We start from the raw sequence: 23,299 nt of genomic DNA, 5'->3' as shown, positions 1-23,299 counted from the left end.
TCACATAAGATTGCCCTGCAACGTGACTCAGCTCACCGTTGTGTTCATATTGGTCGCACGAAAGGTTCCTCATGTTGTGGCGCGGCTGGAGTATTGCCCGCAGGTTGTTCGTTGCCAACCTGATTTTTGTGGTGCTCTTAGCTGCCGGACTGACCACCTACATGGCGTACGACGCCGGCTCCCGCACTTATGAGCAGACCAGCCAGCGAATGCTTGCCGTCGCCACCGCGATCGCCGATTCGCCTGCCGTGCTAGCTGCTGCCAAGGAAGCTGACCCGAGTACAACCCTGCAGCCCTATGCAGAATCGGTCATGGCCGATGCCCACGTCGACTTCATCACGATGATGTCGCCGCAGGGCGTGCGCTGGACGCACCCCAACCCGGAAGAAATTGGCAATCAATACGCCGGCTCCATCACCGAGGCACAGGCCGGGAACACGCACTCTGAAACGACGCTGGGGACCTTGGGTCCTTCGGTCCGTGTGATTGTCCCCATCCAGGACAATGACGGGACGGTATTCGGCATGGTGGCCGCGGGCATGACCGTGAGTAACGTCCGAATCCTCGTGGCGAGCCAGCTTCCTGCCGTACTTGGTTTGGCGGCGGCGCTCTTGCTGGCTGGTTCCTTGGCTGCTTGGGTGTTGGGACGTTACCTCAAACGCGTTACCTTTGGTTGGGGGCCCGAAGAGCTGGGCCAGCTCTTTACCTACTACGAATCGGTGCTGCATTCGGTGCGTGAGGGACTGGTTCTGGTGGATACTCGCGGCGCCATGGTGCTCTACAACGATCACGCCGCACTGCTCCTGGGGATCAACGCGCCCCTTGCCGGGCAGACATCAGCAGCGCCGCCCAGTCTGGATTCCCTCGGGCTGCCCGATTCGCTCAGGGAGCTGTTGAAGAGTGGCCGGATAGCCACGGATGAGGTCCATCTCGCCGGGGACCGCCTCCTGGTGGTGAGCCAGCGCCCGGCCCAAACCCCCGGGAGCAACACTCCGGCTGGAATAGTGGCGACCCTGCGCGATCACACCGAGCTGACGGCGCTGGCCAGTAGTCTGAGCAGCACCCAGACTTTAGTGGAGGCTTTGCGTTCGCAGACCCATGAGCATGCCAACCGTCTGCACGCCATCATTTCCTTGATCGAATTGGACCGACCCCGCGAAGCATTGGACTTCGCCACCGTGGAACATCGTGAGAGTGTTCTGCTGGGAGGAGAGTTCATCGAAGTCCTCGATGAACCGTTCCTCGCCGCTCTTCTGCTGGGCAAACGTGCCCAGGCCGATGAGCGCGGCGTGACACTGGAGCTGACAGCAGCCGGAACCTTGCCGCCCAACACCTTGGATCCGCGCGAACTGGTGACACTGCTGGGCAACCTCGTAGACAACGCCATTGAAGCCGCCGCTGGCATCGCCCAACAGCCAACCGTGTGGGTGGACCTCCTAGTGGCCGACGGCGAACTGAGCATTACCGTGGCAGATAACGGCCCCGGTTTGCCCACCACTGATCTGGATATTCTGGGCAGACTTGGCACCACCGATAAATCCTCCGTGGCTCCGGGTGGGCGTGGTTTTGGCATGGCCTTGATCCGCCGCGCGACCGCCGCACTCGGTGGCACCATCACGGCAGAGAACGACGGCGGTGCCCTTATGACCGCGGTCTTCCCCGTGGACGCACTGGCTGCCCACGCTCCAACACCAACAACACCAACAACTACCGAGGGCACACCATGAGTAATTCTTCGCCCATCCGGGTGCTCGTCGTGGACGATGAACCCATTGCCCTCGCTGCGCACGCAGATTATGTGCGCCGATTGAACGGCTTCGAGGTGGTAGCCGAAGCGCACGGCATGCAGGCGGCGCTGGCTGCACTAAATGATCCCGCCATCCCTGCCGTGCAGCTGATTCTGCTGGACATGAACCTCACCGACGGGCACGGCTTGGACCTGCTCCGGCGCATCCATGGGCTGGGGCTGGTCCCGGACGTCGTGGCGATCACTGCGGTGCGCGATGTCCATGTGGTCCGTTCTGCCATTGCGCTGGGAATCACGGCCTACCTCATTAAGCCCTTCACCTTCGCTGCGTTCCGGGAGAAGTTGGAGAACTACCTCAACTACCACGCGGTCTTGAGGGACAGATCGCAAACATCTCAGGACGCCATTGATCGGGCCTTGTCACAACTGCGACCAACCGGAAAAATGGCGCTGCCCAAGGGCATGCTGCCGGAGACCCTGCGCAGCGTTTCTGACTGGCTACGCGCCCACGGACAACCAGCCTCAGCGACCGAGGCCGCCGCCGAACTGGCGATGTCTCGCGTGACGGCGCGGCGCTATCTGGACCACCTGGTGGAAACCGGAACAGCTCTTAAGGCGCCCCGGCATGGTTCCCCTGGCCGGCCCGAGCTGGAATATCACTGGCCGCTCCCCCGCTAATGCAGCGGGGGAGCCACGATCACATGCGTGCCGGCCTCGTGGAACGCTTTCATCTGAGCGTCGGTGATGCGTGAATCCGTGATGAGATTGTGGAAATCGTGTTCTTGCATGGTGGCGAAGGCGCGCTTGCCAATCTTGGAGGCGTCGGCCAAAATGTAGGCTTCCGAGGCGCGGCGGGCCATCTTAGAATTCACCGATGCCTCACCCTCATCATTGGTGGTGGGCCCTGCTCCGGGTTCAATTCCGTTGACACCAATGAAGGCGAAGTCCAGGGCAACCCGCGCCAAGATGGTGTCGGCATAGGGGCCTACCAGCTCGTAAGAGCGAGGGTTCACAATGCCACCGGTGACCATAATCTTAAAATTGGGGCGAATGGCAAGCTGCGCAGCAATATTGATGGCGTTGGTAACCACCGTCAAAGTGGGCCGGTTCGATTGAACCATCAAGTCCTCACGCGTCGATAACACCTGTGCCAAGGCGGTACTTGTGGTGCCACCGCACAAACCAATCACTGCCCCCTTGGGGATCAAGGCACTCGCTGCGTGAGCAATTTGCTGCTTTTCCTCAGCATGGTCATCACGGTTGTATCGACCGGGAAGATCGTAGGAAACAGAACCACTCGTGGCACCGCCACGGGTACGCGTCAGCAAACGTTCATTGGCCAGCGAATCTAGGTCGCGGCGTGCTGTGGCAGGAGAAACGGCTAGCTTCTCAACGATCTCTTCCACTTCCACCTGGCCGTCTACGGCGAGCAGGTTCAAGATGGCGGTCAGTCGTTCAGTTCTGTTCATTGTTCAATCCTAGGCGGCGAACCGGCCGCTCGCGTTTAGTGGTGGGTGTGGTTCGTGCCAGCAAAAAGATCCAGCAAACGTGCAACTTCCGGAATCAGTGCTGCCCGGCCTGCACCAAGATACTTCCGTGAATCAACCACGGCAGGATTGGCGTCCAGGTATTCCCGCACGGCCCGGGTAAAGAAGCCGTTCAAGTGTGTGGAGACGTTGATTTTCCTCATGCCGGCGGCAATGGCTGCAACGATGTTTTCATCCGACACCCCGGAGGAGCCGTGCAGCACCAACGGCACCGACAAGGCAGCCTTCAGCTCGGTGATGCGCCCCAAGTTCAGCGCGGCTGACCGTTCGGTCATGGCGTGCGAAGAACCCACGGCCACCGCCAAAGCATCGACACCGGTGGCAGCCACAAACGCTGCAGCCTCGGTGGGATCGGTCAAGACACCAGGAGCGTGCGCACCGTCCTTGCCACCCACCTTGCCAAGTTCGGCTTCAACATACACGCCGCGCTCATGTGCGTAAGCGGCGACGCGGGCCGTGACCTCAACGTTTTTGGCATACTCAAAGTGGGCGCCGTCGAACATGATGGAGCCAAACCCTAAGTCAACGGCTTGATACGCCAGCGCCTCGTCCTCAGCATGATCCAGATGGACCGCCACTGGCACGGATGCCTTGCGAGCAGCAGCCAACGTGGCCACAGCAACCGGTTCCAAGCCACCGTGGAACTTGGCGCAGTTCTCGGAAATCTGCAAAATGACCGGGCGTCCGGCAGCTTCGGCCCCGCCGATGAGGCCTTCGATGGTCTCGAGGTGGATTACGTTGAACGCGCCCTGCCCCGTGCCAGCCGCTGCCGCCTGGTCCATGATGTCGCGAGTGTTGATCAAAGCCATGAAATGTGTTCCTTAGTGGTCAGTGAAAATGAGCTGGCTGGCCAGTTCCGAGTAGCGCGGGGAAATCTCCCCCGCGCCCGGCATCAGCACTGCCGCAGCGCTGACGGCGGTGGCTTGGCGCAGGATTTCTCGCAGGTCCTCTTCCCCATTGGCAAGCGCGACGGCGGCCGCACTCACCGCCGCGTCTCCCGCGCCGGTGGGGTTACCACTCAAAGGTGCAGGGAGCTTTGCTTGTAGATAGCGGCCGGGCGCATCGGCGCTGAAGGCCAACATGCCTTCCTCGCCCACGCTGACCAGCACGCGTTTGGCACCCAATGTCATGAGCGTGCGGGCAGCGGCAACGAGATCTTTCTCCCCCACGGCTTCCATCAACTCGTGATTATTGGGCTTGAGGAGGTCCGCACCGGCCCTCGCTGCGGCCAGAATTCCCGCACCGGAGGTGTCAATGATGGCCGGCACTCCTGCCGCATGAGCCAAAGCCACCAACGCCGGGTAGAAATCAGCCGGCGCTTGGTCCGGGAGGGAGCCCGAGCCCACTAACACCCCTGGCCGGCGCACGCCGTCGGACGTCTGGACACCGGCAAGGTTATCCACCACGGCGGCTGCCAGCGCCTGCCATTCGGCGGCTTGCAAGGCTGGGCCACGTTCATTGAAAATGCTGGTGGTGTTGTTCGCCGCGGTGTCCACCAAGGCGATGGTGCGGCGGGTGGGGGCCAGCACGGGAACCAGCTGGTGCCAGATTCCGGCGGCTTCCAGATCCTGCCGGAGTTCCTCCCCCGTAGAACCGCCTGCTGTGGCAAGGGCCAGGGTGGGGTGGCCCAGCTGGTGCGCCACGCGTGAGACGTTTAGGCCCTTGCCGCCAGCGCGGCTCAGAGGTGTGGGCACCCGGTGCGAGGAGCCAAGATGGACGCCGTCGACCGTGTAGGTGAGATCGATGGCGGGGTTCGGCGTGACGGTGAGGACCACGTTATGGACTGTGCCCGCCGGGCTCGCTGCGGCGTTCACGCCTTACCCGCCAGACTCCGTGCTTTCAACGCAGAACCGATGAGTCCGGCGTTTTCGCCCAAGGCAGCGTGAAGGTATTCGGGGCGGCGGTGGAAGGTGAGCAGTTCATCAACGCGGGCAGCCAGCGGCTCAAACAAGGTGGCCCCAGCCATGGAAAGCCCGCCGCCAAGAACCACGGTTTCGGTACCGAGGATGGAGACGCACTGGGCAATGCTAAATGCTAGGGCGTTGATGGCATCGGCCCAGACGGCGCTGGCTGCGGCATCACCTTCGGCGGCCAGCGCCACCACGTCCCGGGCGCCAGCTACCGCTGTGCCGGTGGCTTCGGTGTAGCGTCGGGCAATGGCGCCAGCTGAGCCCAGCGATTCCATGATGGCCAAGGAGCCATCGGGTGCCGGGACCAAGGCATGGCCGATCTCTCCGGCGTAGCCGCCGCCAGCCACACGGGCGCCGTCGCACAAAACAGCCCCGGCAATGCCGGTGCCAATCACCAAGATGAGCACATCTTTCTTGCCCACAGCGGCGCCGATACGGAATTCAGCTTCCCCGGCCATGCCGACGTCGTGCCCGAATCCCACGGGCAGCCCGAGGGACTGCGTCAAGGTCGCCGTGAAGGGGAAATTCTTCCACCCTAGATTGGAAGAGTAGACACCCACGCCGGCGGCCTCATCCACAATGCCTGGCACCGTCACACCCACGGCGGAAATATTCAGTTCGGGGTGGGCCGTGCGGTACGCCGCCGTCAGCTCCACGATCCGGGCGCATACGCTCTCGCCAGAGCGGGCACCATCTAGCGGAGTGGGGTTGCGTTGGACATCAAGGACCGCAACGTCACCGCCGGTGATGTCGCCGAGAATGATCCCGGACTTCATATCTGTTCCGCCAATGTCGAAGGCTAGAACGGCATACGCCAGCTCGGGTGTGGGCGCAGTAGAGGGTTCGACCACGCGGTCGCTCAAGGTGTTCATGAAAGTCTCTTTCGAACGTACAGCGTCCGCAGGCATCTCTGATGTGCGGGGCCAATGGGAAGCAACCGGCAGACACCCCACCTCGCACGAAACTTTGCAAGAAGTGGGGTGCCTATCATTTTAGCCAGCATGCGGGCCTTCATGGGGGCTTGGGGACTAGTCCTGAAGAATGACCGAGCGGGTGAGGTTGCGCGGCAGATCAGGGTTCATGCCGCGGGCCCGTGCCCGCTCCAACGTGACGCGGTGCACCCGTGCCAGTTCGGCCAACGGGTGGGTGGCGGTGTTGATGTACAGCGCGCCGGTCTTAACCATCTCGCGGTCCAGGCCTTCGGGCTGCTCGCCGAACATCCACGTGACGCGGTTAGGGGCGGCGATGGAGATGGGCCCATGGCGGTACTCCTTGGCCGGGTACGACTCGGTCCAACCCTGCACGGCTTCGCGCATCTTCAGGCCGGCCTCATGCGCCAGACCCACGGTCCACCCGGTGCCCAAGAAGGTGAACTGCTCGGCGTCGATCAATTCCTGCTCAACGGGGGCAACCACTGCGGTTTTGGCGTCCTCGACGGCCGCTCTCAGATCCATGCCAACGCTCGTGAGCAAGTACGTCAGGGCCGTGGTGGCGAAGCGGGTCTGGACCACTGAGCGCTCATCGGCGTAGGGAAGTTCGACGACGGCATCAGCCAAGGCCATGATCGGCGAGTTCACATCCCCCACCAAAGCGACGGTGTGCACGGTGCCCTTAATGGCGCTCAAGATTTCCAGCACTTCTGTGGTGGTCCCTGAGCGGGTGATGGCCACGACGGCATCGTAGCCGCGCTCTGCACCGAGGAAGGCTTCGGAGGCTGCGAAGGCGTCGGTCACTCCCTTGCCGGCAGCTTCGCGGGCAGCGGCGTAGCTCTGGGCCATGAACCACGAGGTGCCACAGCCAATAACAGCAACGCGCTGACCGTCAGCCGGCAACAGGTTTTCACTCTTGGCTTGGGCAATCGCCTGGGCCCATACCTCGGGCTGGCTGGTGAGTTCGGCATCCATGAAGGGGCCAAGCTGGGTGTTCTCGCTCATACTGCGCATTCTCCTGATTATGTTAGTAGCTCGAGTTAAGTTAGTAGCTCGGGTGGCGCATCACAGCTACCAAAAAGCCGTGTCGCGAAGCATTTCATTACCAAAATCCTAACACATCATGATTTTATCTCACTAGAAAACATCACAAACAATCATTTACGCAGGGCGGTGCAGACTCCCGGCTCCGTCATGCCTTCCTGACGCCCGCCCGCCACACGCCTGCCGTTAGCGGCATCCCAGGACGGTATGCCAAGTGAGTTGCGGAGGGCGCCCGCAACATATGCACATCGGCCCGGTGTCCCACGGCGAGGGAACCCACGGCACGCTCACCATCGGCGTCACGACCGGATTCGCGCCCCAGTGCCAGCGCTCCCCCATAGCTCGCAGCTCGAACAGCCTCGTGAACGCTCAGTCCCATCTGCAACACAGCAGTCGCCACACAAAACGCCATCGATGAGGTGTACGACGTTCCCGGATTGCAATTGGACGCGATCGCCACCGGCACCCCAGCATCCAGCAACGTCCTCGCGGGCGCCAACGGAGCTCTGGTCGATAAATCGCAGGCTGGAAGCACTGTGGCGACCGTGCCGCGGACCCCGGCCCCGCGCCCCGCATTGGCTCCCCCTTCCCAACCGGACCAGGATTGCGCAAGGAGGGCAACGTCGTCGTCCGTCAAAAAATTCACGTGATCCACACTGGCCGCGCCAAACTCCACGGCAAGCTCAACCCCGGCGCCATGCCCTAACTGGTTGCCGTGGACGCGCAGCCCCAAGCCGGCGTCGCGGCAGGCGGTGAGCACGGCGCGCGACTGCTCCGGAGTGAAGGCGCCACGCTCACAAAAGACGTCGGCCCAGTCAACGTAAGGGCGCACGGCGTCGAGCATGTCGGTGCAGACCAGCTCGGTGTAGGCGTCGGCATCCATACCATCGGGGACCAGATGCGCGCCCAGATAGGTGACGTGATCGGCCACGGTGGAGGCGATTCTGGCGCTGCGGGCTTCCTGCTCGACGTCCAGACCGTAGCCGGTTTTCGTCTCGAGAAAAGTGGTGCCCTGAGAGAGCGCTTCGGCCACGCGGCCCAGGCCTAGCCGGGTGAGATCGTAGTCAGTTGCGGCGCGCGTGGCCGCCATGGTGACCGCAATGCCGCTAGCGTTGTAGCTTTCACCGGCCATGCGCGCCTCAAATTCGGCCGTCCGGTCCCCCGCAAAAATCAGGTGCGAATGTGAATCCACCCATCCCGGGAGTACCGCCCGCCCTTGGGCATCCGTGTGCTTATCGGCGGCCGGCGCGGCACTGCTGGGGCCGATCCAGGCGATCCGTTCACCTTCAAGGACCATGGCCGCGTCGCGCAGCGTGCCAAGTTCGCCGTCCTGGGTCATCAGTTCGCCAATGTTGCTGATCAGTTCGCTCATGTCCATAGCGTACGACGACTCCATAGCGCACGACGACGGAGGGCTGGCCGGGGTACCTCGACGGCGGCTTGAGTCTGGGATAGCGGACACCAACGTCCCCGTCAGCTTGCAGCGCTGGGAACAGAGACCGGACAATTGACTTCATGACCTTTGTTTCACTCTTGGCTTTTGCTGGCCTGTGCCTCATGTTGGCCCTCATCCCCGGACCCGACACCTTTATGGTGCTGCGCATTTCCCTCAGCAGGGTGGGCGCGGGCATTTCTGCGGCCGCCGGTTCCGGCACCGGCGCCTTAGTCTGGGGAGCTTTGGTGGGCTTTGGTCTGGCCGCCATTTTGGAACAGTCAGCAGAAGTGTTCCGCTGGATCAAGATCGCTGGCGGTTTGTACCTGCTCTACCTCGGTATCTCCTCATTTTTGAAGGCACGCAAGGCTGCCAAAGCTGGAATTGCTGCCGGCGGCGACGGTCACCAGCCACTGGTTTACAGCAAGCGCGCCAGCTATGGTGCCGGGGTCATATCCACCCTTCTCAACCCCAAGGTGGGCCTGTTCTACCTAGCTGTGGTGCCGCAGTTCATCCCCCACGGCGCCAACACTTTGGGCATGGCCATGATTTTGGGACTCACCCTGGCAGTGATTGGCTTCCTGTACTTAACCGCGATTGCTTTGGTCGCCTACCGGGCCATGAAATGGTTGCGCAAACCCAAGGTCAACACCATTATTGAACGCATCAGCAGCGGCATTCTGGCCGGGCTGGGCGTGGGCGTGGTGGCCTCCGGCGCCGCCAGCTAGCTCTGCTAGTTCAGCTGGTTGCGCTAGTTCAGGCCTTCGCGCTGGGGACTCAGCGCAACGGCCAACGGCTCGTCCTGTTCAGGCAGGCTCCCGGTCACTAGCTGCGCGGCCATGGTGGCCAGCGCCGCCGACGTTTGAATGCCGTAGCCGCCCTGCCCTGCCAGCCAGAAAAAGTTCGGCACTTGCGCATCGAATCCCACCACCGGCAATCCGTCGGCCGGCTGGGTGCGCAGCCCCGTCCATGCGCGTTCGACGCCGGTGATCCCCACAGTGGTTACCGCGTCAATGCGCTGGATCAGCGCGGTGATGTCGGCCTCCACCACCTGTGCGTCGCCTGGTTCGGCCAGCACACTCTCGCAGGGCGAGATCAGGAGGTGGCCGCCGTCGGGCCTGTAATAGAAGGACTCGTCAGCAGGCTCCACCATAGGCCCGGCCGGATCCACCGGTGACGCGGTGGAAACAATGGCCACGCTGCGGCGGTGCGGTGTCAGGCCACGCCGCCGGGCTCCCGCCAGTTCCGCGACGTGATCGGCCCAAGCTCCCGCGGCATTGACCACGATTCGGGCGGAAATGCTCTGGCCACCGGCTGTCGCGGCGAAGCCAGTTCCCGTGGCGTCAAGGGCGGTGACGGAATGGCCGGTCAGGATCACTGCACCTGCCGCCACCGCCTCCTCACGATAAAACTCCAACAGCGCCGGGACGTCCACTTCGCGGGCTGTTTCATCCAGGGCTGCGGCTTCAAAACCCTCTGGGCGCAGATCGGGACTGCGGCGCATCGTCTGGGCATGATCGAGGGCAGTCAGGGAACTGTGGGAGTTTATGAGAGCCTGAACTTCCGCCGTCGTGCCAAGGGTCATCATCGGGCGGGGCATCAAAATGGGTGCGGCCAGGCCAGCGGAAATTTGTCCCACGAGAGCTATGCTGCGGTGGGTCAATTCCTGAATGGGCGCGGGGCCGTAGCTGGGCTGCATCTGCCGCGCCGAGCGCGAGGAGGTGTGAAAGGCCAGCGTCTCCTCGGCCTCCACCACCACAACGGGGACGGCCGGGGCCAAACGCCACGCTAGAGATAGTCCGGCAATGCCTCCACCAATGATCAATACATGCGTTTCCATGGCGCCATGCTTACACATCCTGTGGTGATTGCGCCAACTTCGAGGGCCTGCTGGCGATGAGTTCAACCTCAAAACCATCAGAACTTTCCAAGTACGCGGCGTAATGCGCAGCGCCGCCGGCGTAGAGATAGTTACCCGCGAACAGGGCTTTCCAACCGTGCTTTAGCGCTGCTTCGGCGAGCTCTCGAAGCCGGCGACTCGTCGAGAACAACGTAGGTGGCGACTAGCTTCCAACGAGAGCTCGCGGGCCAGTTTTGAAACGTCTCGCAGCCGAGACTGCCAAGTAGCCATCCCCAGAGTCTTGCACGGGTGCTGTCATGCAATTGCGTTTGGCGCGCAGATGATGGAACGCTGACACTGTCCCACTGAGGTAAGCAAGAGAGGCTGATGATCCTTGAACCTGGCACATGATCCCAAGTATGCATCTCAACTATGCCGTGCAGCGCAACAGCGATTGGCACAACGCATTGCCCAACTGAGCGAACACGACATCGCCTCCCCCAGCCGTCTTCCTGGTTGGAGCGTGGGCCACGTATTAACCCATTTGGCGCGCAATGCTGACGGCCATGCACGCCGCCTCTCAGGATCCCTGAAAGGCATAGACGTTTTAAAATACGACGGCGGCGAGAAACAACGTCGCCAGGAAATTGAGGCTGGCGCTACCCGTTCGGCCTCCGAAATTATTGATGATCTCACTGCCAGCATGCTGGCCCTAGAGAATATTTTCGATCAGTGTTCGGCAGCAGGATGGCCCAACGGCCAACTGCTGGGCGGCGGGCAGTACGGCACATCCGAATGCCCTGCTCACAGGCTGCGCGAAGTGGAAATGCACCACGTGGATCTTGGGCTGGGCTACACGCCTTCGGACTGGCCAGAAGATTACGTAGCGTGGGATCTTTCAGAATTGCTCGCTACTGTCCCGCAACGTCTGGGGTCCTTAGCGGATCGCCGTTCCTTCACGGCTTGGCTTGCTGGCCGAGGGCCACTAGATGCGGCAACTTCCCTCTCACCTTGGTAGCGCAGCTCGGGCCGATACGCCCGGCAGCCCAAGTCTGGCTGCCGGCCGTGAAAGGATAAAAACCATGGTCTTGGAGAACTTCACACTGTCCGGCACGAACTTCCGCCTACGCAGGGCGGTTGAGTCCGACGTCGTGCCCATTGTTGAACTCATGAGCAACGATCCCATCCGGGCTGCGGAGAACTCTACCGACGTCCAAGACCGCGCGCCCTATCTTGCGGCGTTCCGCGCCATTGATACTGACCCCGCGCAGTTGCTGATTGTGGTGGTTGATGATGCGGAAAAGGTGGTTGCCACAATGCAGCTGACGCTCATTCCCGGCCTAGCCCGCTTGGGTGCCACGCGCTTGCTCGTGGAAGCCGTGCGAGTGGATGAGAATTTGCGTGGCAATGGACTGGGATCGGCCATGATCAGGTGGGCTGTCGAAGAAGGACGACGGCGTGGCGCCGCTTTGGTGCAATTGACCAGCGACAAAGCCCGCGAAGACGCGCATCGCTTTTACGAGCGGCTAGGGTTCACGGCCTCTCATGTGGGGTTCAAACTGTTCCTCTAGGAAGAAGCCCCGAAGCTAATTTAGTCCCGGAAGCTGCGGGCCACCGTCTCTAAGTTCTCGCGGTAGTCACGCCACCAAGCAGAGTCCCCCTCGGACATATTGCTGTTATCGTCCCGGTGTCCCACGCTGCCGTCAATGAGCTCGCGCACGATGTCTGCGTGGCCAACGTGCCGCATGGTTTCGGCAGTCACGTGCACCATGATGCGGGTCAGGCTGACCGGGTTACTGGCCTGGCGCCACCACGGAACCTGTCCTGTCGCATCCATGGGCAGCTCAGAAATGGTGGCGTCTGCATGGGTCCACACGCGCTTGTAGAGTGCCACGATCCCTTCGCTGGACTCCTCGGGGGTGGCCCACATGTCCGCATTCGCCGGGGTGTCGTTTTCAATCCACGAGTAATTTTCGGGGAAGGGCCTCTCGAAGACCGCACCAAAGTACTGGGCCTCAACCCCTGCCAGATGCTTCACCAGCCCGAGCAGGTTGGTGCCAGTGGGTGTTAGAGGACGTCGCAGATCATATTCGGAGAGGCCTTCAAGCTTCCACACCATCGCCTCGCGACCCTCTTGTAGGTATCGGCGTAGCTCAGCCTTAGCAACATCACTCATGTGTGCCAACTTTCAGGTGTTGCTGTGTTCCCCATGACGGCGAGGTTCCCTTTGACGGCCGCTGCCACGCCACCCATGAACCGGCTCCCACTGACACGCAAGCGGGCAAGATCATTGCCGATCGAGGTACGTTTCGAGGTGTTTCCATGGCCGAAATCTCCTTCAAACTAGAGTAAAAGCAACGTGATTCACATCCTACGATAATGATCATTCTCCTCGCAGAATGGAATAGAGCATCGAATCCCGGCGCTGGCCCCGAACCAGCCGATGCGAACGCAGCCGCCCTTCCACAGCGAACCCGCTCTTTTCCAGAACCCGCATTGATCCCTGATTCTCCGGATGGCAGGTGGCAGTGATGCGTTCAAGTCCAAGGCTGCTGAAACCGAAATCCAAGAGCAGCCCCACAGCCTCCGTGGCATACCCCTTGCCCCAGTAATCGCGGTGGATCGTGTAGCCAAGTTCGCCATTGCGATCATGCGGATCGGTGATCCAAATACCCACCGAACCGAGAACCCGGCCCGCCACAACGGCCGCTAAGGAATAGGCCGTTCGGTTCGGGTTTAGCTGCTCCCGTGCAGCATTTTCAACAAAGGCCGTGGTCTGCTCCAAGGTGTTGGGTCCCCAGGTGGAGAACTGGCACACCAACGGATCGGCCGTGTACTCGTGAACATCGGCGATGTCATCCGCACAAAAATCGCGGAAGCTCAGCCGGGGACCAGAGGGATAGATTGTTGAACTGCTCATGATTCGCCTCTTGATTGAAAAGCCAAGACTCAATCCTAATCTCCGCGCTAGGAACAACCCACCCGTGCAACGCACCCGTGACATTCGAACCTGCAACCCACCCCTGCAAGCCGATGGCTCAACTCTGCATAGACTGGTTGAAACGTCCGCAATTCCCCGAGCAAAAGTGAGCCCATGTCCAGTTGTTGCAGTCCCGAAGGCCGTGACGGCCACACCCACGGCATCGCAGTGGCCCCTCAGGTCTTTTCTCTGAGCGTCCCCACAGCTCACAGTCCCGAGCTCGCACAATCACTACAGCCCCAGAAGGGTGATGCTCTCATCCCTGGCGGCACCTTTGCCATGGGTGATCCCTTTGACGAGGGCTACCCAGCCGACGGCGAAACCCCCGTCCATGAAGTTTCCGTCTCGGCTTTCAGTATCTCCACGACGGCTGTCAGTAACACGGAGTTCGCAGCATTCATTGACGCCACCGGATACCGTACCGAGTCTGAGCTCTATGGCAGCTCGGCCGTGTTTCATCTGACCGTCCAAGCAGACAAAGCCGACATTCTGGGCACTGCCGCCGGAACCCCCTGGTGGCTCAATGTTCGCGGCGCCGATTGGGCACACCCAGCCGGCCCGCGTTCACGGTGGCAGGAGATCCCGAATCATCCGGTCACCCAGGTTTCACACACCGATGCCCTGGCCTATTGCGCGTGGGCCGGCCGCGCTCTTCCCACCGAGGCTCAGTGGGAGTTCGCAGCCCGCGGCGGCCTGAGCGGCTCACGCTATCCGTGGGGTAATGAACTCCACGGCATGGATTCTGCCGGCGACGCCATCCACCACTGCAATATTTGGCAGGGCACCTTCCCCACAGAAAACACGTGCGACGACGGATATCTCACCACCGCGCCCGTGGACAGCTTCGCACCCAATGGCTACGGTCTGTTCCAAACGAGTGGCAACGTCTGGGAATGGTGCTCGGATTTGTTCCTGCCCAAGTACTACAAGAGCTGCCTCGCGCAGGGCACCGTGGAAAATCCGGCCGGTCCCACTATTGGCCGCGGCCGGGTCATGCGCGGCGGATCCTATCTATGTCACGATTCCTATTGCAACCGGTATCGCTTGGCAGCCCGGAGCTCCAACTCCCCCGAATCGGCCAGCGGAAACCTTGGCTTCAGGACTGTCGCCCTCTAAAACCATCTCGCAGTCGGCAGCTCCCATTCCGCAACTCACAGTCCGCGGGTTTGGATCCAATCGATCAAAGCATCAGCCTGTCTGCACTGAAATGCTCTGAGTGTGGGGATGCCCGGGGGCGCTGGCCGCCGGGACATATCCAAGAAATAGCCTGCCCATCCTGCCATGACGGCGGTGATGGCTTGCGGCGTAGTATCGGCAAAGACTTGATGCTCAACAAGGAAATGTTCCACCGGCGCGTCTGGATCCAACGTCTTAACGTTGAGCAATATGCTGAGTCCTTCAACCCACGCGGCACCACGGGCAGCCCACGGCCAATCCACAAACACCACACCCTGATCGGTGATGAGGATATTGTCGGTCCGGAGATCGCCATGAACCAGCGATTCTCCTGCCAGATATTCGGTACCTTGGTGAGCCAATTCCACCAACTGCGACATATGGGCACCAGCCCAAGGGTCCATGCCAGCTAACGGCCGCGCCTGTAGTTTTTCCCAGCCTCTAAAGGCGCTCCGGAGCGAGTCCTCGTAGAGCGGAAGTTCAACATCAGCAGGCAGCTCAATCTCACCGACCCCAGCCACAGCATCTAGCACCTGCAGAACCTCGGCCTCCACCCACGGTTCCTGCGGATGCCAGCCCGCAACATCGGCCAGGATCAGCGCAACCCAGGTGCCGTCGTCGTACATCCCCAAGAAATCTGGCGCCAGCACACCGGGTGGGAGCGCCGAGGTGACGGCAGCTTCGCGGCGGTGCAGATCCGGCGTGGTCGCGTTGACGTCCGCGCAAACGGCCTTCACAAACGCCCGCCGGCCCGAGGCCAATCGCACCCGGTCCGCTGATCCCGGCGAAAATCCGCCCGACTGTGACACGGCTTCTATGACCGCATCACCTAGAATATTTTCCACGCCCTCGCGCACTATCTGCGGCAGCTGGGCCCACGTGATCCGCTGATTCATGGTCGCGGGGACAGGGTCAGCACCGTGGCGTCGTCGGCTACTTCGCCGATTCGGCCCTGGTGGAGGCGTAACTCGTGCATGAGCCCGAGGGCGTCCACTGTGGTTGAGGTGCGCGCAAGGAATTCTTCGGGACCGCTAACCAAACCAAGCTCGACGGCGCGCCACGCCCCATCGCTGGCCATCACCATGATCTCGGGTTGGCTCAGCTGCACAACATGGGCCTGCGCTGCCGCTTCGGGTTCGCGCCGTGCCACCCACAAACGGCCCGGGGTGTTGCGTAGCTCGCGATCCTGCTTGAGCAACTCACGGCGAGTGGCGGCTGTGGTGGGAGTCCCGCCAGGCTCGATCACCGGCGGCTCGATCACGGGCGGCTTGGGAATACCAGCGTCGGCGTCGCCTGCACGCACCAGGTGAGTGGCGCCGTCGTGCGTGCGCACAACCACGGTGCAATCAGCCAAACTGGCCACCTCCACACCGGCCGAGTTAAGCTGGGCCACGGAGATGGCTGCACTGGGAAAGCGGACCTTTTCCGCGCCGACCAAGGCGGCGCCGGCGGTGTCGATGGCAGACAACGCCGCAGCTAACAGTCCGCGCACCCCGTTCGATCCAGGCGTTGCGGATACCTGCCCCAGAATGATGGACAGCTGCTGGGCCAGCCACTGCGGATCGGAAGCTGCTGGCAGATTTAGGGGCTCCAGCAGGCTGGTGGCCCCGTCAATGATCCACGCGCTAGCTCCGTTGAAGCCACAAGTGTCCTCTTGGACGTGGGCGTCGCCCTCGAATTGCACGCGAGCACGGATGTCCCAAGTAAAAGTCATGCTTTTATCCTGCCACGCCCATGCTGCCGGCCGCGGCACCACTTATGCGCAGAACTTCGCATGAGAGGTGCGTATGTGTTCCGCTGATCCTCACGCATACGCACCACTTGTTGTTACTGGTGCGTATGCGCGTTCATACGCACCAGTAACAACGAGTGGTGCGTATGGCTGAAGTCGCGGCGCCACAAACGGCCCGAACGGCTCGAACGCCCCGACCCGGCCTACTCCCGGCCCAGTCGCGGACCAAAGGTGGACTAGTCCCCGCCGAGCAGCAACCTAGCCGCGGGCGGCGACGAAGGCGCGAACGCACGTTTCGACGTCGTCGGCACTGTGCGCAGCCGAAAGCTGAACCCGGATGCGGGCCGCACCGCGTGGAACCACCGGGAAACTGAAGGCCGTGACGAACACGCCGTGCGCCAACATGGCATCAGCCACGCGGGCGGCTTCCACGGCATCGCCGAACATGACCGGGACAATGGCGTGCTCGCCGGGGAGCAGTTCAAAGCCTTCCTCGGACATGCGGCGGCGGAACAGTGCGGCGTTCTCGAAGAGGCGGGTGCGCAGTTCAGCCGAGCCTGCCACGAGTTCCAGCGCCTTGAGCGTTGCGGCAACAATGGCAGGGGCCAAGGAGTTGGAGAACAAGTAGGGGCGGGCCTTTTGACGCAGCATCGCGACAATTTCACCGCGGCCGGAGACGTAGCCGCCCGACGCGCCGCCCAGGGCTTTGCCGAAAGTGCCAGTGTAAATGTCGATCCGGTCGCTGACTCCAGCGTGCTCAGGTGTGCCGGCACCGGTAGCGCCCATGAAGCCCACGGCGTGCGAATCATCCACCATCACCAACGCGCCGTACTGCTCGGCGAGATCGCAGATGGCTTCCAACGGGGCCAGAAAGCCGTCCATGGAGAACACGCCGTCGGTCACGATGATGGTGCGGCGGGCACCCTTGCCATCACGCAGTGCGGCGGCTGCCTGCAACTGGGTTTCCAAATCGGCCATGTCCTGGTTGGCGTAGCGGAAGCGCGCAGCTTTGGACAAGCGGATGCCGTCAATGATGGAGGCATGGTTTAGGGAGTCGGAAATAATGGCGTCGTCGGCACCGAAGAGAGATTCAAACACGCCGCCATTGGCGTCAAAGCAGGAGGAGAAAAGAATCGTGTCCTCGGTGCCCAAGAATGACGAGACGGCAGCTTCCAGTTCCAGGTGCAGATCCTGGGTGCCGCAGATGAAACGCACGCTGGCCATGCCGAAGCCGTGGCTGTCCATGGCGTTCTTGGCGGCGCCGATGATCTCCGGGTGATCAGCCAGGCCCAGGTAGTTGTTGGCGCAGAAGTTCAGCACCGCGGCACCCTCGCCATCCAGCGCGCCGGCAGTGATGTGGCTGGACTGCGCGGAGCTGATCTTGCGTTCGGTCTTGAACAGTCCGGCGGCGCGGATCTCATCCAGTTCGGTAGCGAGTGCATCTTTCATGGAGGTGTACATGGGGCTCCTTAGCCTGGGAATTTGGTATGTGGTGAGTGTAGCTGTGCTTGAGAATGCGGGGCTGCTTTAGGCGAAGACGGTCCAGTCGAGGACCACTTTTCCGCCGCGGCCGGAGCGGGCGATCTCGAAGGCTTGCTCCCATTCGGTAGCGGGCAGAGTGTCCGTGACTACGCTGGCGACGGCCGCGCGCAGCACGGGGTTGGAGGAGAGCATCGCGGACATGGCGTACCAGGTTTCGAACATTTCGCGACCGTAGATGCCCTTGAGGGTGAGCATGTGGGTGACCACTTTGCCCCAGTTGATGTCGATGGCTGAGCTGGGCAGACCGAGCATGGCGATGCGGCCGCCGTGGTTCATGTTGTCGATCATTTCTGGCAGGGCGGTGGGGTGACCGGACATTTCCATGCCAATGTCGAAACCTTCGCACATGCCCAATTCCAGCTGCGCATCTTTCAGGCGGGTGGTGGCGACGTTGACGGCGAGGTCTGCGCCCATGGCGGCGGCCATGGCTAGGCGCGGTTCGGAGACATCGGTGATGGCAATTTTGCGGGCACCTGCGTGGCGGGCCACAGCCACAGCCATCAGGCCGATGGGGCCAGCGCCAGTGACAAGGACGTCTTCGCCCACCAGGCCGAAGCTCAGTGCGGTGTGGACGGCGTTGCCCAGCGGATCGAAAATGGCGCCGAGTTCGGGGGTGATGGAGGGATCTTTGTGCACCCAAACATTTGATTCGGGGATGACCACATATTCGGCGAACGCACCATCGCGTTGCACACCCACGGAGATGGTGTTGATACACATGTGACGGCGGCCGGCACGGCAGTTGCGGCACAAACCGCACACTACGTGACCTTCACCGGAGACCTTGTCCCCCACCTTGGTGCTGTGCACCCCGCCGCCCACTTCCACTACTTCGCCATAAAATTCGTGGCCGGCAATGAGTGGGGCGTTGATGGTTTCCGCGGCCCAGGCGTCCCACGCTTGAATGTGCAGATCGGTGCCGCACAGGCCCGTGGTGTGGACCCTTATTTTGACTTCACCTTCGCCGGCTTCCGGCTCCGGGCGGTCAACGAGTTCGAACCCAGCGTGCGGACCGGATTTGTACAGTGCTTTCATGGGCAACTCTTTCGTGAGGGTTTCTCGTCGTTGAGGGTTCTCTTCGTCGAAGGTTCGATCTCCATTACAACCCGCAAAACCATTTAGGACAATCGATAATTTCTCTATCGTCGATTAAGTAGAACCTAAACTGTAAGCTGATGGCATGGAACTGCATCAACTGCATATGCTGCGTGAGCTCGGCGAACTGGGCAGCGTTAAGGCCGTGGCTGAGACCCTATCCGTCACACCCTCTGCCGTGTCCCAACAAATTGCCCTGCTCCAGCGTCATGTAGACACGCCGCTGACTCGCCGCGATGGCAGGAATCTAGTGCTGACAGAAGCCGGAAAGGTGCTCGCAAGCGCCGGGGCACAGGTCATGGACGCCATGGCTGCGGCACAGGCAGCCATCGGCGCTTATCAGGACGACACGAGTGGCACCGTGACCATCAGTGGTTTTCACAGCGCCGGCCAAGCTCTGTTCGCACCGCTGGTGAAGAAGCTGGCAGCGCGCCAAGCCGGGAGTGCGGATGGGAGCGAGCCTGCGGACGCGGGGGCCGGCGCGGGGGCCTGCGTTAATACTGCCGTGCCGCAGCTGAGATTCTCTGACGAGGACGTGGCGCAGCAGGACTTTGCGGCCTTGACGGCCCGCTACGATCTGGTGCTGGCACACCGCATGGATCACAGCCCGCCGTGGCCTCAACCTGGGCTGCGCGTAATACCGCTGGCCCGGGAACCTCTCGACGTTGCCGTGGCCGTTGACCACCCGCTGGCCGCCAAAGCGGCAGTGTCCGCGGCCGACGTCGTGCGTTATCCGTGGGTGAGCAGCCGCAGTGGTTACTCCCCCGCGGACGTGCTGGTGGCCGTGGGCGCCATGGCCAGTCATCCCGTAAACGTGCTGCACCGGATCAACGATTATTCGGCGGCCGCGGCACTAGTTTCCACGGGCGAGGTCATTGGCTTGCTGCCACGGTACACCTCAGGTCCGGTGCTCAACCCCGGCGGTGCAGCCCAACCGGGTGTGGTGCTGCTGCCGCTGACGGGGATCAATACCCGGCGCCGAATTGACCTGCTGGCCCGGCCGGAAAACTTGCGGCGCGCATCGGTGCTGCTGGTCGCCCAAGCGATGCAGGAAGTCATGGCGGAGCTCGAAGTCTCTGCTGGTTAGGGCTCCGCTGTAGAGAATGCAGCGTAAGGGCTGGACAGCCCCAGCCCAGGCCCCGGCGCTCAAGCCCCGGCGCAGCCCAGCAAATTTTCCGCCGTTAACCACAAATGGCCCGCAGTCAGCGGCGACATGACACGTTTTTCGTGGATGTTGCCGCTGACTGCGGGTCAGTTGGAAAGGGGCGTTTAGCCCTCTACGCCGAGCGTCTTCAGGATCAGCTCGCGCACGCGGCCGGCGTCGGCCTGTCCACGGGTCACCTTCATAACGCCACCAACAATGGCACCAACGGCCTGGATCTTGCCGCCACGGATCTTCTCCGCAACGTCAGGCTGGGCCGCGAGTGCTTCATCAATCGCGGTCTGCAGCGCGCCGTCGTCGGAAACCACGGCGAGGCCACGCTTAGCCACAACCTCGGTGGGCGTGCCCTCTCCCTCAAGGACGCCGTCGAGCACCTTGCGGGCCAACTTGTCATTGATGGCGCCTGAGGCGATGAGCTTTTCAATCTCAACCACGACGGCGGGCGTGACACCCAGCGCTGCGGGGTCAACATCGGCTAACTTGGCACGGCGTGCGATCTCGCCCATCCACCACTTGCGAGCTGCTGCAGCAGTGGCACCGGCGGCAATGGTCTCTTCGATTTCGCCCATGAGGCCGGCGTTGACGACGTCGCGGAACTCCAGATCACTGTAGCCCCAGTCAGCCTGCAGGCGCTTGCGGCGCTCGGCCGGCGGCTCGGGCAAGGTGGCGCGGAGTTCTTCAACCCACTCGGCGCTGGTGACGATGGGCACCAGATCCGGTTCCGGGAAGTAACGGTAATCGTCAGCATCAGACTTGGGACGGCCCGAGGTGGTGGACTTGGTGTCCTCGTGCCAGTGACGGGTTTCCTGCGTGATGGCCACACCGGAATCCAAGACGGCAGCGTGACGCTGGATCTCGAACTTCACGGCGTTTTCGACGGCGCGCAGCGAGTTCACGTTCTTCGTCTCGGTACGGGTACCGAGCTTCTCTTGGCCGTGCGGACGCAGCGAGACGTTGGCGTCGCATCGGACATTGCCGTGCTCCATCTTGGCCTCAGAAACGCCGAGGTTCTTCACGATTTCACGGATGGCCGCAACGTACGCCTTGGCCAGCTCGGGGGCACGTGAGCCAGCCCCTTCAATGGTCTTGGTGACGATTTCAACCAGCGGCACACCTGAACGGTTGTAGTCCACCAAGGAGTAGTCGGCACCCTGGATACGGCCCGTTGAGCCGCCCATGTGGGTCAGCTTTCCGGCGTCTTCTTCCATGTGAGCGCGTTCGATCTCGACATGGAAAACCGTGCCGTCTTCGAGTTCAATGTCGATCCAGCCGTCATAGCAGATGGGGTCATCGTACTGAGAGGTCTGGAAGTTCTTCGGAGTATCCGGGTAGAAGTACTGCTTGCGCGCAAAGGTGCTGTGCGGGGCAATCTTGCAGTTCAGTGCCAAGCCGATCAAGATCGATGACTCAACAGCCTTCTTGTTGACAACGGGCAGTACGCCGGGCAGGCCCAAGCAGACTTCGTTCACGTTGGTGTTGGGCGTATCGCCAAACACATTGGGAGCAGAGGAGAACATCTTGGTCTTGGTGTTCAGCTCAACGTGCACCTCGAACCCGAGTACGGGTTCGTACTTTTCCATGGCGTCTTCGAAGCTCAAAATGGTTTCAGTGTTCATTAGTTAGCCTCCTCGGCTGCAACGGCTGTGGTAGCGAGTTCGGGAGCCTGGTTCAAGATGGGGCCGCCCCACTTGGCCTCGAGCAGAGATTCCAGAACAGCACCCACACGGTAAACGCGTGCGTCCTCGCGGGCCGGAGCCAGCAGCTGGATGCCTACGGGTAGGCCATCCTCGTCAGCCAATCCACCGGGCAAGGTCAGCCCGGGGATGCCGGCCAAGTTTGCCGGAATGGTGGCAATATCCTGCAAGTACATGGACAGCGGGTCATCGAGCTTTTCGCCCAACTTGAACGCCGTGGTGGGCGTGGTGGGGGAAATCAGCACATCAACCTGCTCGAAGGCTGCCACGAAGTCGCGCTGCACCAAGGTGCGGACCTTCTGGGCCGAACCGTAGTAGGCATCGTAGTAACCGGCGCTCAGGGCGTAGGTGCCCAGGATGATGCGGCGCTTGACTTCGTCACCGAAACCGGCGGCGCGAGTGGCACCCATGACGCGCTCAATGGTGAGTGGCCCCTCGGTGGGCAGCGTGCGCATACCGAAGCGGACGCCGTCGAACTTGGCAAGGTTCGAGGAAGCCTCACTGGGCATGATCAAGTAGTAGGCGCCCAGAGCCGAGCCGAAGTTGGGGCAGGAGACCTCAACGATTTCCGCACCGGCCTCACGCAGCAATTCCACGGACTCGTTGAAACGCTGCTCGACGCCGGTCTGGAAACCTTCGCCGTGCAGTTCCTTGATGATGCCGATCTTCATGCCTGCGACGTTGCCAATGCGGGCGGCGGCGGCCAACCCGGTGGAGGGGTCGGTCAGGGACGTGGAGTCCTTGGCGTCGTAGCCGCCGATGACTTCTTGCAGCAGTGCCGAGTCCAGGACGGTACGTGAGACGGGGCCAATCTGATCCAACGATGACGCCATGGCGATGGCACCGTAACGTGAAACCGCGCCGTACGTGGGCTTGACGCCGACCGTGCCGGTGACCGAACCGGGCTGGCGAATGGAACCACCGGTGTCGGTGCCCAAAGCCAGGGGCGCTTCGAAGGATGCAACAGCTGCGGCCGAACCGCCGCCGGAACCACCGGGGATCCGGTCCAGATCCCAGGGGTTGCGGGTGAGGCCATAAGCCGAGCGCTCTGTGGAGGAACCCATGGCGAACTCATCAAGGTTCGTCTTGCCGAGCATGGGCATGCGGGCGGCGCGGATCTTCTCAATGACGGTCGCGTCGTAGGGGCTCATCCAGCCCTCGAGGATCTTGGAGGCGGCCGTGGTGGGCTGACCCTTGGTAACGATCAGGTCCTTGATGGCGATCGGCACACCGGCAAGCTCATGCAGCTCTTCACCGGCGGCGCGGCGGGCGTCAACGTCGGCGGCGACTGCGAGCGCCTCTTCGGCGTTGACGTGCAAGAACGCGTGAAGGCCGCGCTCTCCGCCGTCGATCTCGGCAATGCGGTCAAGGTGGGCCTGGACCAGCTCTACCGAGGTGATCTCGCCTGCGGCAAGTTTCGCGGCCATTTGGGCAGCGCTAGAACGGATCAATGCAGAAGCACTCATGGA

The 23,299-nt window shown here is 62.0% G+C and carries 23 protein-coding genes; 7 read left to right on the top strand and 16 right to left on the bottom strand.

The window, feature by feature from the left end; translation table 11 throughout:
• The first annotated feature begins 71 nt into the window (after window positions 1-71).
• Together ACX80D_RS03505 and ACX80D_RS03500 are read left to right on the top strand one after the other, a co-directional pair.
• Window positions 72-1,727: an ATP-binding protein gene (locus tag ACX80D_RS03505; RefSeq protein WP_459321243.1), complete on the top strand. Its 1,656-nt coding sequence runs from the start codon at window positions 72-74 to the stop codon at window positions 1,725-1,727.
• Window positions 1,724-2,425: a response regulator gene (locus ACX80D_RS03500; protein ID WP_459321242.1), complete on the top strand. Its 702-nt coding sequence runs from the start codon at window positions 1,724-1,726 to the stop codon at window positions 2,423-2,425. Before ACX80D_RS03505 ends, ACX80D_RS03500 begins: the two co-directional genes overlap by 4 nt.
• On the opposite strand, the gene ACX80D_RS03495 is transcribed toward ACX80D_RS03500, so the two are convergent.
• From ACX80D_RS03495 to ACX80D_RS03470, 6 genes are all read right to left on the bottom strand, one after another.
• Window positions 2,422-3,216, bottom strand: coding sequence for a DeoR/GlpR family DNA-binding transcription regulator (locus ACX80D_RS03495; RefSeq protein ID WP_459321241.1), 795 nt, complete (start codon window positions 3,214-3,216; stop codon window positions 2,422-2,424). The genes ACX80D_RS03500 and ACX80D_RS03495 overlap by 4 nt on opposite strands.
• Before the next feature lie 35 nt (window positions 3,217-3,251).
• Window positions 3,252-4,103 carry a class II fructose-bisphosphate aldolase gene (locus tag ACX80D_RS03490; RefSeq protein WP_459321240.1) on the bottom strand — a complete coding sequence of 284 codons (852 nt, stop codon included), beginning with the start codon at window positions 4,101-4,103 and terminating at the stop codon, window positions 3,252-3,254.
• 12 nt (window positions 4,104-4,115) lie between these two features.
• On the bottom strand, window positions 4,116-5,108 hold the full coding sequence (locus tag ACX80D_RS03485; RefSeq protein WP_459321239.1) for a 1-phosphofructokinase family hexose kinase: 993 nt from the start codon (window positions 5,106-5,108) through the stop codon (window positions 4,116-4,118).
• On the bottom strand, window positions 5,105-6,076 hold the full coding sequence (locus tag ACX80D_RS03480) for an ROK family protein (protein WP_459321238.1): 972 nt from the start codon (window positions 6,074-6,076) through the stop codon (window positions 5,105-5,107). Before ACX80D_RS03480 ends, ACX80D_RS03485 begins: the two co-directional genes overlap by 4 nt.
• A gap of 156 nt (window positions 6,077-6,232) precedes the next feature.
• The gene (locus tag ACX80D_RS03475; RefSeq protein WP_459321237.1) at window positions 6,233-7,138 is read right to left on the bottom strand and encodes an SIS domain-containing protein; all 906 of its coding nucleotides are present in this window, start codon (window positions 7,136-7,138) and stop codon (window positions 6,233-6,235) included.
• Between the two features lie 187 nt (window positions 7,139-7,325).
• Window positions 7,326-8,549 (bottom strand): amidohydrolase family protein, encoded by a 1,224-nt coding sequence (locus ACX80D_RS03470; RefSeq protein ID WP_459321236.1) that lies wholly within the window; start codon window positions 8,547-8,549, stop codon window positions 7,326-7,328.
• A gap of 143 nt (window positions 8,550-8,692) precedes the next feature.
• Between ACX80D_RS03470 and ACX80D_RS03465 the strand changes: the two genes are divergently transcribed.
• Window positions 8,693-9,337 (top strand): LysE family translocator, encoded by a 645-nt coding sequence (locus ACX80D_RS03465; RefSeq protein WP_459321235.1) that lies wholly within the window; start codon window positions 8,693-8,695, stop codon window positions 9,335-9,337.
• A gap of 23 nt (window positions 9,338-9,360) precedes the next feature.
• On the opposite strand, the gene ACX80D_RS03460 is transcribed toward ACX80D_RS03465, so the two are convergent.
• The gene (locus tag ACX80D_RS03460) at window positions 9,361-10,449 is read right to left on the bottom strand and encodes an NAD(P)/FAD-dependent oxidoreductase (RefSeq protein WP_459321234.1); all 1,089 of its coding nucleotides are present in this window, start codon (window positions 10,447-10,449) and stop codon (window positions 9,361-9,363) included.
• Between the two features lie 10 nt (window positions 10,450-10,459).
• On the bottom strand, window positions 10,460-10,660 hold the full coding sequence (locus tag ACX80D_RS03455) for a hypothetical protein (RefSeq protein ID WP_459321233.1): 201 nt from the start codon (window positions 10,658-10,660) through the stop codon (window positions 10,460-10,462).
• A gap of 183 nt (window positions 10,661-10,843) precedes the next feature.
• On the opposite strand from ACX80D_RS03455, the gene ACX80D_RS03450 reads away from it, so the two are divergent.
• Entirely contained in the window at window positions 10,844-11,467 is a 624-nt protein-coding gene (locus ACX80D_RS03450) for a maleylpyruvate isomerase family mycothiol-dependent enzyme (protein WP_459321232.1), read from the top strand.
• Window positions 11,468-11,531: 64 nt separating this feature from the next.
• Window positions 11,532-12,020 carry a GNAT family N-acetyltransferase gene (locus ACX80D_RS03445; RefSeq protein WP_459321231.1) on the top strand — a complete coding sequence of 163 codons (489 nt, stop codon included), beginning with the start codon at window positions 11,532-11,534 and terminating at the stop codon, window positions 12,018-12,020.
• 20 nt (window positions 12,021-12,040) lie between these two features.
• On the opposite strand, the gene ACX80D_RS03440 is transcribed toward ACX80D_RS03445, so the two are convergent.
• Window positions 12,041-12,625, bottom strand: coding sequence for a DinB family protein (locus ACX80D_RS03440; protein ID WP_459321230.1), 585 nt, complete (start codon window positions 12,623-12,625; stop codon window positions 12,041-12,043).
• Window positions 12,626-12,832: 207 nt separating this feature from the next.
• A complete protein-coding gene (locus ACX80D_RS03435; RefSeq protein ID WP_459321229.1) occupies window positions 12,833-13,369 on the bottom strand; it encodes a GNAT family N-acetyltransferase in 537 nt (178 codons plus the stop codon).
• A 174-nt stretch (window positions 13,370-13,543) separates the two neighbouring features.
• Between ACX80D_RS03435 and ACX80D_RS03430 the strand changes: the two genes are divergently transcribed.
• Window positions 13,544-14,545, top strand: coding sequence for a formylglycine-generating enzyme family protein (locus ACX80D_RS03430; protein WP_459321228.1), 1,002 nt, complete (start codon window positions 13,544-13,546; stop codon window positions 14,543-14,545).
• Between the two features lie 35 nt (window positions 14,546-14,580).
• Here ACX80D_RS03430 and ACX80D_RS03425 read toward each other — a convergent pair whose 3' ends face one another.
• The 4 genes from ACX80D_RS03425 to tdh all read right to left on the bottom strand — a co-directional run bounded on the left by ACX80D_RS03425 (window position 14,581) and on the right by tdh (window position 18,914).
• Window positions 14,581-15,501, bottom strand: a complete 921-nt coding sequence (locus tag ACX80D_RS03425; protein ID WP_459321227.1) for a phosphotransferase family protein — start codon at window positions 15,499-15,501, stop codon at window positions 14,581-14,583.
• Window positions 15,498-16,319: a hypothetical protein gene (locus ACX80D_RS03420; protein ID WP_459321226.1), complete on the bottom strand. Its 822-nt coding sequence runs from the start codon at window positions 16,317-16,319 to the stop codon at window positions 15,498-15,500. The genes ACX80D_RS03425 and ACX80D_RS03420 overlap by 4 nt, the downstream gene beginning before the upstream one ends.
• Window positions 16,320-16,595: 276 nt before the next feature.
• On the bottom strand, window positions 16,596-17,798 hold the full coding sequence (locus tag ACX80D_RS03415; RefSeq protein WP_459321225.1) for a glycine C-acetyltransferase: 1,203 nt from the start codon (window positions 17,796-17,798) through the stop codon (window positions 16,596-16,598).
• 66 nt (window positions 17,799-17,864) lie between these two features.
• Window positions 17,865-18,914 (bottom strand): L-threonine 3-dehydrogenase, encoded by a 1,050-nt coding sequence (gene tdh / locus ACX80D_RS03410; RefSeq protein ID WP_459321224.1) that lies wholly within the window; start codon window positions 18,912-18,914, stop codon window positions 17,865-17,867.
• A 145-nt stretch (window positions 18,915-19,059) separates the two neighbouring features.
• Here tdh and ACX80D_RS03405 point away from each other — a divergent pair, with 145 nt between their 5' ends.
• On the top strand, window positions 19,060-20,061 hold the full coding sequence (locus ACX80D_RS03405; RefSeq protein WP_459321223.1) for a LysR family transcriptional regulator: 1,002 nt from the start codon (window positions 19,060-19,062) through the stop codon (window positions 20,059-20,061).
• 182 nt (window positions 20,062-20,243) lie between these two features.
• On the opposite strand, the gene gatB is transcribed toward ACX80D_RS03405, so the two are convergent.
• Both gatB and gatA read right to left on the bottom strand, forming a co-directional pair.
• On the bottom strand, window positions 20,244-21,752 hold the full coding sequence (gene gatB / locus ACX80D_RS03400) for an Asp-tRNA(Asn)/Glu-tRNA(Gln) amidotransferase subunit GatB (protein ID WP_459321222.1): 1,509 nt from the start codon (window positions 21,750-21,752) through the stop codon (window positions 20,244-20,246).
• Window positions 21,752-23,296 (bottom strand): Asp-tRNA(Asn)/Glu-tRNA(Gln) amidotransferase subunit GatA, encoded by a 1,545-nt coding sequence (gene gatA / locus ACX80D_RS03395; RefSeq protein ID WP_459321221.1) that lies wholly within the window; start codon window positions 23,294-23,296, stop codon window positions 21,752-21,754. The genes gatB and gatA overlap by 1 nt, the downstream gene beginning before the upstream one ends.
• Window positions 23,297-23,299 lie beyond the last annotated feature (3 nt).

This window comes from Arthrobacter sp. Sr24 (assembly GCF_054511175.1).
This window is presented reverse-complemented; position numbering and strand designations above follow the sequence as displayed.